The sequence below is a fragment of the Methylolobus aquaticus genome (genome assembly GCF_054172105.1).
In genome coordinates this window covers 273038-285271 of record NZ_JBSYXP010000004.1, presented here as the reverse complement: position 1 = coordinate 285271, position 12234 = coordinate 273038, and the positions used below count along the sequence as shown (strand labels likewise).

Genomic DNA, 12234 nt, shown 5'->3' with positions numbered 1-12234 from the left:
CACCCCAGATGAACCAAGCCGGTCGAGCTCGACCGGCGCTATGCCTAACAACTTCGCAGCGGTATCGAGTGAGATGTTGCCGCTACTCATGCCGGGCCGCAGTCACCTCCGAGAACGTCCGGCCGTCCCCGTCGAGCAGTGCGTCCTTACCGACAAAGGACTGCCAACGCCTTACGATCATGTCGGTGAACCTGGGGCTCAGCTCGCACCCATAGCAGACGCGGCCAGAAGTCTCGGCCGCGATCACGGAGGTCCCGGAACCGAGGAATGCGTCGTAAACGATGGCACCGACCGCTGAGTTGTTTTCCATCGGTCGACGCATGCACTCTACCGGCTTCTGCGTGCTGTGGCCGGTGTCGTTCTTCACGTTTTCGATGAACCAGACGGTCGACTGCTTCCGCCCGCCAACCCAGCCCGCGGTCCGACCGGTGCGGACGACATAGGCCGCCAGATCGTGTTCGTTCGCTGCCGCTTCACTGGCAGGCTCGCCGAGATCCTTTGACCTGTCCACGGCGAAGCACGGCTCATGCTGCGCGTGATAGTGCCCACGCGACAGCACGTGCCGGTGCTTGACCCAGACGATCTGCGCCCTAATCTCGAAGCCGCTCGACAGCAGGCTCTCCGCGACGATGTGCGCCTTCGTCCCCGCGTGCCAGACATAGGCGACATCACCCCGATACAGCTGCCACGCCGCGCGCCAGTCCGCGCGGTCATCGTTCAAGACGAGGCCCCTTGCGGCGTCGCTGTGCTGCGCCCCCGCTATGGCGATCCGCCAGGCAGGGTTGTACTCGACCCCATAGGGCGGATCAGTGACCATCAGCGCGGGAGTCGCACTCCCGCAGAGCCGCGCCACCGTCGCGGGGTCGGTGCAATCGCCACAGATCACCCGGTGTTCCCCGAGCAGCCAAAGATCCCCCGCGACAGAAATGGCACGCTCTTCGAGCTCGGGAGTCTGGTCCTCATCAACCAGCCCGCCACGCCGGAGGCCTCGAAGGCACGCGGCAATCTCATCCGAACTGAACCCAGTAACCGAGAGATCGAAGTCGAGCGCGCTCAGGTCCCCCAGCTCGAGGCGCAGCAGTTCCTCGTCCCAACCCGCATCCTCGGCCAAGCGGTTGTCGGCCAGGATGTAAGCTCGTCGATCCGCGTCGCTGAGGTGTGTGATCTCGATCACCGGCACGGTCGACATGCCCATCCGCGTCGCTGCCAGAAGGCGGCCGTGGCCCGCGATCACGGTGCCCGTAGGGTCCACCAGGATCGGGTTCACGAACCCGAACCGACGGATCGACTCCACCAGCTTCTCAACCTGCTCGGCGCTGTGCGTGCGGGCATTCCGCTCGTAGGGGACCAGCATCCGTGGATCGCGGTACTCAACCCCAACAATCTGATTCATATCCACAAAAAACCGGAACCCCCCTAGAAAAAGTTGGTGACTAGCGAAACATCGGGGGCCGCATGACTCGCGTGCAGCAGGCCTCGGAAGGACCCACCACGGGGCTGGCGATGGGATCGGCTCTCATTTGACCACCGACGCCAGCGCCTCGACCATCAGCGCACCCCACCGCCGGTCGGCGACAGACTGGGCGACGCGGTGCAGATCGATGCGCTGTTTGTAGCGGGGCCCCTTCTGGAATAGCAGCACAGGCCGTATCGACGGCTGATCGTCCGACCACTGCTTGTCGTCTGTCGCCCAAATCCCAGGCTTGAGCCCCCTCGTGCGTGGATCCGACCGTAATGCGAGAAAGAAGAACTTCTTGGTCTTCTTCCTGAATACCTTGCGGCGTTCGTCGGACATGTTTGCCCGGTAGCCAGACTCGCGCCATGCCTGCATGTACGACATCAGCTGCGTCAGCTTGCCACGCGGCAGATTGCCGAACGGATCGGTGCGTTCATCTCGGAATGGCACGGCATAATGGCCGGGAGGAAGAAGCCGCGCCTTCATCATTGCGCGCTCGAATCGCTTCACTGTGCGACCTCCGCCCGTGAACTGGTGACCGAGCACCTCGGACCAGTAGCCGCCCTTGCCCAAGGTCTCATCCTGCAGGCCTACGCGGGACCGCAGCGTCTGTTTCGTCGCCTTCTCGATCGCAATGGCCCGCATTGCCCACGGTGTCGGGCGGTCAAACTTAGAGCGCATCTCGGCGTCGATGGCCCGCTTCGACTCGCTTGCCAGCCGCGTGAGACCGACTGCCGCGATGAACGGCGCCTCCGCCTGCAGCTTTTTCGGCAGGTTCAACAGCTGCTCCAGACCCTTCACCTCGACCGTGACGCTGCTCACTCCCTCTCCCCCTCTTGGGCCTGTTGTAGCGGGGCCAGGAGATCGGGAGGGTATGGCATCCAACCCCAGCATTTAGCAGTGGGAAAGGCCAGCGACTGCGGCCGGTTGACCCATGCCTGCAACTCTTCAGCCCAGAACGCGATCTCCACCGTCCCCCTCATGCCGCCGAAATAGACAATGACATCGGTCCCGTCTTTTGGCGCAGTCGCCATCGGTCGCCACTCGCTCACTCCGTCCCCTCCTCGAACAACACCCGACCACCCAGCGGCTTCGTGCCGATCTCGTGGCCCGCCTCACTTGCCCAGAACATCGGATCACCCCGCATTCCCGCTCGGATCTGCGCGTCGACAGATTCCTTACCGAACACGGCCCGCAGATCGTCGATGAAGGCCGCGGTCTGCGGCATCTGCTCCCGGAGGCTCATCCGTCCCACCCCCAAAGGTACTGGGACGAACCCAGGACGTTATCTATCTCGCTGATACCTAGAGAGAAATGATCATACGTCCATACGTCCCGCCACGCGCGTGTATGTGCGGGTGTGCGCGAGTGCCACTCGCGGGCGGGCGCCCGCAGGTGCGCGCATTGGGCTGGGACGCTGGGACGCGAAGGCCGCAAGCCGCCAGCGGCGCGGCTTCCCGCTCCGTCCCAGTTCCGTCCCAGCATCACCGCCACTGGGACGGATTGCCTGAAACGCACGGCTGGCGCGGCTCTCAGCCGTCCCAGTATGATTTTCAACAACATACGAATATCGGCGCACAGCGACAGATCACCGCCCCGCAGGACGGCTTGATACGAGGTTTCTGCGCGCCCATTCCGGCGCGCCAGGCCCTGCCGTAGCGTCTCAGAGCGGCAGATTCGCATCTGCGGCCCCCTCTGACGTCTGTCTGGCTGTTGGTGCCTCCATCACGTACGCCCACTCGCGACGACCCGTTGCACGGCGCCTGCGGGCGTACCCCAGGCGCTTCATGATCGTCCCAACCCGCGCGGATTCCACCCGCGCACCACCGATCTTCGAGGCGTCCATCTTGATCGCCTCCTTCAACACCCGAGCGACGGTCACCCCGTCGTGCTTCAAATCGAACTGCGCATCCGGCGAGTCGCACCAATCCGCGATCGTCGTCTCCCACGGATCGTCCAACAGCCGCCTGTCGATCTCGGGCTCAAAATGCGTCTCGAACTCCTCACGGTCGGGGTACCAGCGCTGACCGGCGCGATACGCCACACAGGCCTCCGCGAAGAGCTGCTCGCGCCATGCGGCGAGCTTAGTCAGGTCGATCTCATGGCATCGCACCGGCCAGAACCGGCGATTGCCGGTCAGATCGCGCAGGTACTCGTACTGATTCGTTGTCGCGGCGAAGACGCACTGCCGCTTGTGATTCTCGGGCCGCGCCTCGTAGGGCGCCCGGTAGTTGTCCACCTGGCTCGACAGGAAGGCCTTGGCGCGGGTGATATCGGCCCGGTTCAGCGAGTCAAGCTCGCTGATCTCGTACAACCAGCGCCCCCGCAGCGCCAGGAATGAATCCTTGTCGCCCATCACGAAGGGCGTATCCGAAAAATGCTCTCCGGCCAGCAGGCGCAGACTGGACGACTTCCCGCCCCCCTGCTCGCCCTCCAGCACCACCATCGCGTCGACCTTGCACCCCGGATCGAAAATCCGGGCCACCATCGAAATCAGCCAGAAGCGCCCCGCCAGGGCGTGGTACGTCGTCGGCGCAGCGCCCATGCACTGCGCCAGCCACTCACTCAGCCGTGCCGTGCCGTCCCAAGACAGGCCCTGCAGCCAGTCCCGGACCGGGTGAATGCGGCGCTCAGAGGCCGCCAGCGTCACCCCGTGGCGCAGCGCCTCGGTACTGCGGATCAACAGCCCGTTGCTGTCAGCCAGCCAATACCCCAGCCGCAAATCGTCGATTTCCTGCCACTCAGCATCGTGCGAGGCCCATGGCAGCTTGTCCGTCTTGACGATCGCGTTCGCGAACTCGTCGACCGCGATCCGCTCGGCGAGGGCTGGGTGATTCGACAGGAACAGGTAGACGTTCTCCCGACACTCCTGGAGCTCTCCGGTGCGCGGCTTCCGCAGCAGGAGCTCTCGCCACGGCAGCGCAGCGTCAGCGGGATCGGCCTTTTCTTCAGGTTTCGGACTATTCACCGGCTCGGCGTGCTCGACGACCCACGCCGCAAGCCGTTCGCCCGTCACGCCAGCCTCGATGGCATCCGCCACATCCCAACCGCTTGGCTTCGTGCCAGGCGCCGGAATGGTCATTCTGAGCACCTCGCAGCCCAGCCCTTGCAGCGTCTTGGCGATAGCGGCCATCGCCTTCGTGCCGGGCTGCTCCTTCTCGGCCAGGATGTCACCGGCCTTATCCGTCTGCGCGTCGCAATCGGGCCATAGGATCACCCGCCGACCGGACAGCGGCGTCCAATCGGCCAACTTGACCGCCTTCCCTCCACCGGGCCAAGACAGCACCGAGAAGTCCCCGCCGATCTCTTTGTGCGCCGCATCGCGGCACTTCTCGCCCTCGACCACGAGCACGTCGCCATCCGGCCGCAGATCCCACAGCCCGTACAGCGGGCGCGGTGCAGGAAACGCCATCCAGCGCCACTGACGGACGCCGGTTGTCTCGTGTTCGGCGTAGACACACGGCAACACTTCCTTACCGCCGTCCGATGTCGTAAACCGGCAGACGATGCCAAGGAGATGACCGGCCTGGTCGTGATAAGCCCATGTGTAATCAGGGCGACCGCGGAACGTGTGCGCCTTCGGCACAGGTCCCGAATCTGCTGGAACGGGCACGATCGGCCGCCATGGCGACGCCGTCTTCGGTTTCTTTTCCGGCTCCGGTACTGAGCCGCGCGGCGTCTTATCCTCCGGCCAATCAGGACCGCGCTGGCTCCGATCATGGAACGGCGACAACGTCTCGCCCAGGTGCTCCGCCAGTTGCTTCAGCGCGGCCAGCTGATCGCCGGCATGGAACAAATAGGCGCACAGCGCGACCAGATCGCCGCCAGAATCGCCCGTCGCAAAATCAGACCATTTCCCCGTGGCGAGGTTGACCGAGAACGACCCCCTCGACGTATCGCCGCGCGTCGGATTCAGCGCCGACCATTCGGACCCTGACCGGCGCCCATCGGGCAGCCACATCGGCACCAGCGAATCGGCGCGGGCCAGCGCGGCATCCGCAATGCGGCGAAAATCACTCATCCCTGCAGATCCTCTGAGACCGAGAAACTCACCCTGTCAGGCGGAGTCGCGATGCGGCGGTTCGTCACCTGGTCGATCACCGAATCCATAGATCCGGCCGTAACCGTGATCGTGACGACACGGCCATCGAGGCACTCCACACGCACCTTGAAGCGCCGTTGCGGGCTCACGCTGATCGAATCCGTGTCACGCCAATCGCTCATCGCCCGCACTCTGTCATCGCCCGCATGACGCGCGATAACCCCGAGCAGAAATCATCAGCGGCGCGCCACTCGACGGCACTGCATGACACCAGTACGCAGACGATCGCCAGAGATAGCACCCGACTCATCTCGCACCCAACAGGCCGGCGATCAGCGGTGCCAGCGTCCAGAACAGGAACCATGCCACTAGAGTCCGCAGCGCCAGCCTCGCGGCGTGGTACTCCCAATGCCGCCGGGTGCGCGCGAGCGCGGCACTGATCGGGCTGCTCATGCGGGCACCCAGAACACAGCCAACGCGAGTGGGAGCAGGCACAACGACAGGCACACCCGAGTCCATCCCCACCGGTCAGCGGCCAGAGACGCCAGCAGATACACCACCATCACCACGATGCCCGCAAGCTTCCAAATCGCACTCATCTCAACCCCCCGAGAATTGACGCCAGCCGCCAACCGGTACAGCTGATGTCGCAAGGCCCGCATCGGTCAGCATCCAACTTCATGCTGATGCGTCCGGTTGTCGCCGCTACGGTGGGTTGTAAGGAGCCCGCTATGGTAGGAACGGCACAGCCGCGCGAAGAGGCGCACGCGGCAGCACCGTGAGCGGGCATTGGGATCATCAATTCGTCCCCCACCGAGACGGTGACAGCCGCACATCGACGTGTGTCCAGGTCCGATACCGGCCTACCCCGTACGTGCGCGGATACGCCTGGCACAGCCAGTCGGCAACCTGTCGCGGCGTCACACCCTGCACCTTGATGTCGGCCGCAGTGCCGCGCAGATGCTGGGAGGCTGCGGCGCCCCCGACATTCCGGTTATGCCGCTGGCAACGACAGCCCGACACCACCGTCACGGGCGCATCGAACTGCTGCCGGATCTGCTCCAGAAGCACCAGCAGCCGCGGCGACACGTCGCCCGGCCGGGTGCCAAATCCGCAGCCGCAGTGGCAAGCGAATTCGGCCTTCGAGAAATGCACACTCAGATCGCCCATGGCCTATCCCCCGTCCGTGCCGTTAATCACGCTAGAATCGCGAGGGCACCACCACCGAAGACCCACCATGAAGCACCCCAATCCCTTTGATACCAAGCTCGAAATCCAGTCAAAGAACATTCCGGAAGACCTCCGCGTCGCCGCCGTCTACGTCACCGACACACTGGATCTGGCATGGGCGGCCGCGCAGTCCGTCTTCGAAGACCAGGCGCAGCCCGAGCATGCCATCGCCATCCTCAAGCTCTGGCTCGATCGACTTCCCCCGCGCAGCGCATCTGCACGACTCACCCGCAGTTGACGAACTCCGTTGAAAACGGCCGTCGCACCCGCGTCGGCCGGTCCGCCTCTGCCGCGTCACGCATAGCCGCCGCACAGTGACAGTTGACGAACTCCGCTGAAAACGGCAGGCGTACCCGCGGCCCATCGCACACCGGACGCTCGCACGCCGGATTAGGCCACGCAGACCGGTCAGCCTCTGCGGCGACCAGCGCCGCCGCGTCCTGGTAACTGAGCGCGACCGCGTCGGGCACGCTCGCATAGGGCGGCGGTGCCCCGGTATCCGCGATAGAGTCCGCATCCAGCGTCGACGCGCCAGCGCCATCCCACCATTCCTCGACGATTCTCGTCTTGCCACAGAGCGCGGCGAGACGCGGCAGCAGCCTCGTCTTTCCACACCCCTGCGGGCCGTAAATCACCACCGGCCGTCCGGCGTACTGCGCTGCATTGCTCATCGGCTACTGCTCCTACACACGTTGATGTTGTCGCCACGCCACCGCGCCGGCACAGAGACAGCGGGCGGGTGGGCGCGGCATCAGGCAAAACGGGCACCGCAGCAATGGCTCGCTGCCCGACCGGGTAATACGCACCGGGAAATCCGGTAATTTTTCACAGCCCGACGATGGGCGTTCAGGGAGACTGGGACCCACACGTTCCATCGTCACCAGCAGCCATGACCAAAGCCCAAATCGAAGCCGTCATCGGACTCATTGCCGGCCTTGAGATCGCGATCGTCCACCTGGCGCGCATCGTCGCAGCACGCGCGGGACTGAGTCCCGAGCAAGTCGCAGACTCGTTCCGAGCCACCGCGACATCCCTGCCCGCAGATTTCCGGCAGCGCGACGAAGCGGCGCTAGCCCTAACCCAGCTGGCGGATGGCATCGACGGCAGCACGGGTGGCCAGACCCTGGCTGACACGGCTCGCCGAACGCTGCAGTGAGCGCGGCGGCCGACCCATTGGCCCACGCGACATCGACCACTGTCGCCGGGACGTCCAGCGAGCATTGCTGCGACCGCTCCGTACTACCCAGGATCCTGTCATGAGCCTGCTCGACCTCCACGAGATCGAAATCACCTGCCCCAATTGCCGCGCACAGATCAAGCGCCCACTGCGTTGGTTTAAGCAGCACGGCAACGCCTGTCGGTGTGGGGCGGGTTTCGAAACAGACGAGTTGCGCCGCGTGCTTGAGCAAGCTGAGCGCTCGCTGGCGGACACCCTCCGGCGCCTCGGCAATTTCCGCCTCTAATCGAGGAAGGAAGCCCAACAGATCGGAACTGTCGGCGGTGATCGTCACGGTGTTCTTTGTCACGTCGAATACTCCATCAAGCCCAGCATTCACCCACGGAGAAGCCCATGGACCTGTCACCCGACAAGAGAACGCTGCGCGTGGCGCTCACGGCCGAGCTCTCTGCCACCGAGGTTGACGAACTGATTGCCAAGCTGGCCGCCCACCGCGCATCAATGGAGCCGCCGGTTCCCAAATACCCGCCACGGCCCGGCAGCGGCGTGACGCTCTCGGTGCAGAATGACCCATCAGTCACCGCCCGTTCGCTCGTCGATGGGGGCGTCCGCCTCTACATGAGAAGTGGCGGACTCGGCTGGCTCGCCTTCAATTTCACCGCCTCCCAGGGCATCGCATTGCGGCACCTCTTTACGGCTTGCGCCCTGGATGAAAAACACGGGCCCAACCTCAGCGCGGACGAGCTCGTCAAGCGAGGCACGGCGCATTGATGCCCGCGGGTCTCCGACCAGCGAAATTACGCCGTCCCGCCATTTCGAGGCTTGATGAGTCATGCGGCTTCTGCAGGCTGGGAAGTTGGCTGATGCCTGTCGGTATCCGGCGAAGGACCACCAGCCTCGGCGACTGGTGGCGCCCATTCGTCCCGAAGTTGACCCCCAGTGATCCGCTCTATTTGGAGTGCGCGGCCCCATGGAACCCTGTCAGGCCACTTGCTAACTGCGGATTTCGAGACGCCCAGCGCCGCTGCTGTTTTCGATACCCCCCCGAAGAATTCGATGACACGCTTCTTTTCCATGATCAAAGTTGAGCATACGAAACCTTTCGCGTCAACCATGCTCCACTCATGCCGTGCTATTTACGTCGCCATGAACACCATGGCGGAACGCATCAAGCTGATCTGCGACGAACTCGAACGTGAGCGCGGAATGACGCGCGAGCGCGTTGCCACCGCACTGAATGTCAGCAAGAGCGCGGTCAGCAAATGGGAGGGGGGGCAGACGAAGAACCTCAAGAACGAACACCTGTTCTTGTTTGAGGATCGGTTCGGCTACTCGGCGCGATGGATTGCTACTGGGCAAGGGCCCCAGCGCGCGGCTGACGTTCGCGAGGTAATGTGTCGTGACTACCTAGCGGACAAGCTCACATCAGGCGACATGATCGACATAAGCGCGCTGCCACCGGAAGCCAAGAGCGCGCTTGAGGCGACAGTGGATGCGTTTGTGGGCACGCATGTCAAAAAAAAAGCGGGATGAGGTGCCGATGGCGGCCGATCGCGCGCGGGACCAACAATGGAAGTGGAGACCATGATGTTTTTAGTCGCCGGCCGGCTTACCGCGATCACAACCTCTCTTTTCATGGCATGCGCACCACAGGCCGCCACAATGGTGCCCGCGGATGGGCTTCGCGTCCTTTCCTATGACGGAGTTGAAGTTACCGACGCGACCGGCGCACCAATCGGGAGGAATGGCGACGGCAGGGTATCTCTTCTAATCAACGGGCGCGCTTATGCGTTCTCTGCAGGGGACGGCGGATATATGCCAAGCGGCGAGGTCTATTACTCCAAGAGCGACTGCTTCGGCGACGCCTACTTGCAAGTTACTCCGCCACCGACGCCTAGCATCCATGCCGATTACGCGGTGCTGGACGACGAGATCAGCACAGTGCTCTTCGCGAGGCGGACAGAAAAGGTCCGACGGGCAGTCATCTTATCGTCATGGTCGGCGCACCCGACCCCGGCATGCCGGCCGTACTTCGCCGGCACCGGCACGGTGGTTTACTGGCTGAAGCCAGCCACCAAGCTAACGGACCTACGATCACTCCTGTCCTACGTTCCACCATTCCGGATGGCTGTAAAAACGTCGCCGTTCACGGGGCGGTGAGGATATTGCGACGCCCAGGTGTAGGATGCATGTCTGCGTCACGCAATGCGCGCCCCCTGAAATTGCAGCGCAGTTCGACATAGCGCGCCGGTATATCTGTGCCATAATCCAAGATGCCGCGCCGAACATTGCCATCGGCACGAAGTGACCGCCCACCGAGAGTCCAAGATGAAAACCCTATCCGCGAAACGATTGGAGAGGCAGCGCATCACCGTCGAGACATTTCTTAAACTGAGCGATGCGCAACGAAGGGATATCAAGAGCGTTCGCATCTTACCCCCGAGCCTCGAACAAAAAGACGACTTCGGCTCACTTCTGATCTACTGGAAACACCCAGTGTACAGGGCAGAGTGCCAGTGAGCAGCCGCAACAACACCCAGCAAATCCCTGCGATGCAGGTCTCCCCGGAGGTTATAGCGAAGTTCATCGAGAACCAAGGCAGAGAGTTGGACCTGAAGGCACGCGAGCTGCAGCTTCAGGAGCAACAGGACAAGCACAGCTTCGAATACAGCAAACAAGCGTTGGCCGCGAAAGCGGACGACCTGGAGCGCCAGCGCGCACACGAGCACAAAGCCCATACCAGCTGGCTCATTTTCCTGGGCGCGCTTGCGCTCCTGATCACCAGCATTGTCCTGGTAGCCCTCTTTCTGAACCAAAGCGCGATCGCCACGGAGATCATAAAGGCCATCGTATTGGTCGCTGGCGGTGGTTTCGGTGGATACGGATTGGGCCGCAGAGCAAAAGCCAAACAATCAGGCACCGACGACGAGTAGCGCTAGAGACAAGCCGGACCAGCCCGCACCCGCGGGCTTTTTTGTGCGGCCTAGTTGAGCATAGTTGACATCCGAATTTTCGAGTGGTCCACTATACTCAACCCTCACCCCGACAGGACCACGCCATGACCCACACCGAACTGATCTCCCGTACCGAGCACCTGCTGATGATGCTCAAGGTGCACCAGCAGCTCGTACCTGATCACGCCCCGCCAAGAGCCCTGTGTCGCGCGATCCGGCGGATCGACGACATGGCCCTTGAGACGGTGCGGTCGGCAGCCGCCGCCGTGGCAGCCCGCGAAGCCAGTGGTGAGACCTGCCAACTACCCCCTGTTCCCTCCTCCTCTAGCCTGGTCGCGACACGACGAGGACCGGCCGGGCATCTTTTGGGAGCCTGACATGCACATCAAAGAATCAAGCACGCTGGGGCTTATCTCTCGCACGTGGCGCACGGCCCGCGCAGGCATTGAGGCCAATCCGATGGACGCCGTCACGATCGGAACGCAGGCGGTCGACACGCTGGAGGGCGTCGTCCAACTGCTGAAGGAGGCTCACCAAAGCCCCGACGTCGTGCGGGCGATCACAGCCGCCACCGTGGCACAAGCCCGGATCCAGACCCACATGTCCGAGGCAGGCCAAGACCGGCCACGCCACACGCCGCCCCCGGCAGTCACGGGCGTACTCGCACTCCAGGTCACCCAGAACGACTTGGCAGAACTGCTGGAGGCATTGGAGATGGGTGCGCGCCAGGCCGTCCAGCAGCACCCCAATGACGCGGATTACTGGACCGGTCACGCCATTGGCAAGTGCGACATCCTGATCACCCTGCTGTCGAGCTCTCCCGGGGGCGCCCACCTCGTCGAATCCGCCGAAAAAGCGAAAAGGCGTATCCGGTCCTACGGCGAGGTGACGGCGAGCCACCGCACCTTGCACACCCAACCCAGCCGCGCCGCATCTGGCACAGGAATCTTGCGATGAGCGATTACGACCGTCCGCCAGGCCCGCTGGCGAAACTTCTAATCGCATTCTGCCTGGCCGTCATCGCGGTGATGACCTCCGCCAGCATCATCGGCATGACCGGCGCGCTGGATCGAATGCACAACGCCTATCCCGACGACGAGTGCGGGCTGGCGCGCGAATTCTGCGACGAGCGGCGAAGGGTGCACTGATGCGCAGCGCCCTGCGACGGCTCACCGACGATTACGGGGCGACGCTGATTGTCGGGGCCCTGGCCTGTGCGTGCTGGGCCATCGTCGGCAAGAGTGTCGCCGCGGCGTGGTTGACCTGCGCCACGCTCGCGGTGGCCTATTTCGAAACCGAAATCCGTGCCGACGACTCACTCAGCCGCCCGGCCGACCTTACGAAAGATCCCGAGGACCACTACCGATGACTACCG

The 12234-nt window shown here is 63.5% G+C and carries 21 protein-coding genes; 11 read left to right on the top strand and 10 right to left on the bottom strand.

All coding sequences use genetic code 11. From position 1 onward, the window contains the following. Positions 1 to 82: 82 nt before the first annotated feature. The 8 genes from ACW73L_RS07405 to ACW73L_RS07370 all read right to left on the bottom strand — a co-directional run bounded on the left by ACW73L_RS07405 (position 83) and on the right by ACW73L_RS07370 (position 6668). Positions 83 to 1393, bottom strand: a complete 1311-nt coding sequence (locus ACW73L_RS07405; RefSeq protein WP_498921096.1) for a site-specific DNA-methyltransferase — start codon at positions 1391 to 1393, stop codon at positions 83 to 85. 123 nt (positions 1394 to 1516) lie between these two features. Beyond that, positions 1517 to 2278, bottom strand: coding sequence for a hypothetical protein (locus ACW73L_RS07400; protein WP_498921095.1), 762 nt, complete (start codon positions 2276 to 2278; stop codon positions 1517 to 1519). A gap of 226 nt (positions 2279 to 2504) precedes the next feature. Continuing rightward, entirely contained in the window at positions 2505 to 2702 is a 198-nt protein-coding gene (locus ACW73L_RS07395) for a hypothetical protein (RefSeq protein WP_498921094.1), read from the bottom strand. A 417-nt stretch (positions 2703 to 3119) separates the two neighbouring features. Continuing rightward, complete coding sequence (locus ACW73L_RS07390) at positions 3120 to 5477, bottom strand: VapE domain-containing protein (protein ID WP_498921093.1); 2358 nt, start codon at positions 5475 to 5477, stop codon at positions 3120 to 3122. Next, the gene (locus ACW73L_RS07385; RefSeq protein ID WP_498921092.1) at positions 5474 to 5680 is read right to left on the bottom strand and encodes a hypothetical protein; all 207 of its coding nucleotides are present in this window, start codon (positions 5678 to 5680) and stop codon (positions 5474 to 5476) included. Before ACW73L_RS07385 ends, ACW73L_RS07390 begins: the two co-directional genes overlap by 4 nt. Positions 5681 to 5804: 124 nt before the next feature. Then, positions 5805 to 5951, bottom strand: a complete 147-nt coding sequence (locus ACW73L_RS07380; protein WP_498921091.1) for a hypothetical protein — start codon at positions 5949 to 5951, stop codon at positions 5805 to 5807. Continuing rightward, positions 5948 to 6097 carry a hypothetical protein gene (locus ACW73L_RS07375; RefSeq protein ID WP_498921090.1) on the bottom strand — a complete coding sequence of 50 codons (150 nt, stop codon included), beginning with the start codon at positions 6095 to 6097 and terminating at the stop codon, positions 5948 to 5950. The genes ACW73L_RS07380 and ACW73L_RS07375 overlap by 4 nt, the downstream gene beginning before the upstream one ends. Before the next feature lie 199 nt (positions 6098 to 6296). Then, the gene (locus ACW73L_RS07370) at positions 6297 to 6668 is read right to left on the bottom strand and encodes a D-Ala-D-Ala carboxypeptidase family metallohydrolase (RefSeq protein ID WP_498921089.1); all 372 of its coding nucleotides are present in this window, start codon (positions 6666 to 6668) and stop codon (positions 6297 to 6299) included. Positions 6669 to 6735: 67 nt separating this feature from the next. Here ACW73L_RS07370 and ACW73L_RS07365 point away from each other — a divergent pair, with 67 nt between their 5' ends. After that, on the top strand, positions 6736 to 6966 hold the full coding sequence (locus ACW73L_RS07365; RefSeq protein ID WP_498921087.1) for a hypothetical protein: 231 nt from the start codon (positions 6736 to 6738) through the stop codon (positions 6964 to 6966). Here the strand turns inward: ACW73L_RS07365 and ACW73L_RS07360 are convergent. Continuing rightward, positions 6953 to 7399, bottom strand: a complete 447-nt coding sequence (locus ACW73L_RS07360; RefSeq protein ID WP_498921085.1) for a hypothetical protein — start codon at positions 7397 to 7399, stop codon at positions 6953 to 6955. The genes ACW73L_RS07365 and ACW73L_RS07360 overlap by 14 nt on opposite strands. Positions 7400 to 7617: 218 nt before the next feature. Here ACW73L_RS07360 and ACW73L_RS07355 point away from each other — a divergent pair, with 218 nt between their 5' ends. From ACW73L_RS07355 to ACW73L_RS07345, 3 genes are all read left to right on the top strand, one after another. Next, on the top strand, positions 7618 to 7884 hold the full coding sequence (locus ACW73L_RS07355) for a hypothetical protein (protein ID WP_498921083.1): 267 nt from the start codon (positions 7618 to 7620) through the stop codon (positions 7882 to 7884). A 100-nt stretch (positions 7885 to 7984) separates the two neighbouring features. Next, positions 7985 to 8191 carry a hypothetical protein gene (locus ACW73L_RS07350; protein ID WP_498921081.1) on the top strand — a complete coding sequence of 69 codons (207 nt, stop codon included), beginning with the start codon at positions 7985 to 7987 and terminating at the stop codon, positions 8189 to 8191. 107 nt (positions 8192 to 8298) lie between these two features. Further along, positions 8299 to 8676, top strand: a complete 378-nt coding sequence (locus tag ACW73L_RS07345) for a hypothetical protein (protein ID WP_498921080.1) — start codon at positions 8299 to 8301, stop codon at positions 8674 to 8676. Positions 8677 to 8735: 59 nt separating this feature from the next. Here the strand turns inward: ACW73L_RS07345 and ACW73L_RS07340 are convergent, their stop codons facing one another. Then, positions 8736 to 8981 carry a Cro/CI family transcriptional regulator gene (locus tag ACW73L_RS07340; RefSeq protein WP_498921078.1) on the bottom strand — a complete coding sequence of 82 codons (246 nt, stop codon included), beginning with the start codon at positions 8979 to 8981 and terminating at the stop codon, positions 8736 to 8738. On the opposite strand from ACW73L_RS07340, the gene ACW73L_RS07335 reads away from it, so the two are divergent. The 7 genes from ACW73L_RS07335 (at position 8962) to ACW73L_RS07305 (ending at position 12228) form a co-directional block, all read left to right on the top strand. Next, positions 8962 to 9438, top strand: a complete 477-nt coding sequence (locus ACW73L_RS07335) for a helix-turn-helix domain-containing protein (protein ID WP_498921076.1) — start codon at positions 8962 to 8964, stop codon at positions 9436 to 9438. The two genes, ACW73L_RS07340 and ACW73L_RS07335, sit on opposite strands and share 20 nt — an antisense overlap. A 36-nt stretch (positions 9439 to 9474) precedes the next feature. Beyond that, a complete protein-coding gene (locus tag ACW73L_RS07330) occupies positions 9475 to 10065 on the top strand; it encodes a hypothetical protein (protein WP_498921074.1) in 591 nt (196 codons plus the stop codon). Positions 10066 to 10421: 356 nt separating this feature from the next. Continuing rightward, positions 10422 to 10838: a hypothetical protein gene (locus ACW73L_RS07325; protein WP_498921072.1), complete on the top strand. Its 417-nt coding sequence runs from the start codon at positions 10422 to 10424 to the stop codon at positions 10836 to 10838. Positions 10839 to 10963: 125 nt separating this feature from the next. Next, a complete protein-coding gene (locus ACW73L_RS07320; RefSeq protein ID WP_498921070.1) occupies positions 10964 to 11236 on the top strand; it encodes a hypothetical protein in 273 nt (90 codons plus the stop codon). 1 nt (position 11237) lies between these two features. Then, positions 11238 to 11816: a hypothetical protein gene (locus tag ACW73L_RS07315; RefSeq protein ID WP_498921068.1), complete on the top strand. Its 579-nt coding sequence runs from the start codon at positions 11238 to 11240 to the stop codon at positions 11814 to 11816. Further along, positions 11813 to 12007, top strand: coding sequence for a hypothetical protein (locus ACW73L_RS07310; RefSeq protein ID WP_498921066.1), 195 nt, complete (start codon positions 11813 to 11815; stop codon positions 12005 to 12007). Before ACW73L_RS07315 ends, ACW73L_RS07310 begins: the two co-directional genes overlap by 4 nt. Further along, on the top strand, positions 12007 to 12228 hold the full coding sequence (locus ACW73L_RS07305) for a hypothetical protein (protein ID WP_498921064.1): 222 nt from the start codon (positions 12007 to 12009) through the stop codon (positions 12226 to 12228). Before ACW73L_RS07310 ends, ACW73L_RS07305 begins: the two co-directional genes overlap by 1 nt. Positions 12229 to 12234 lie beyond the last annotated feature (6 nt).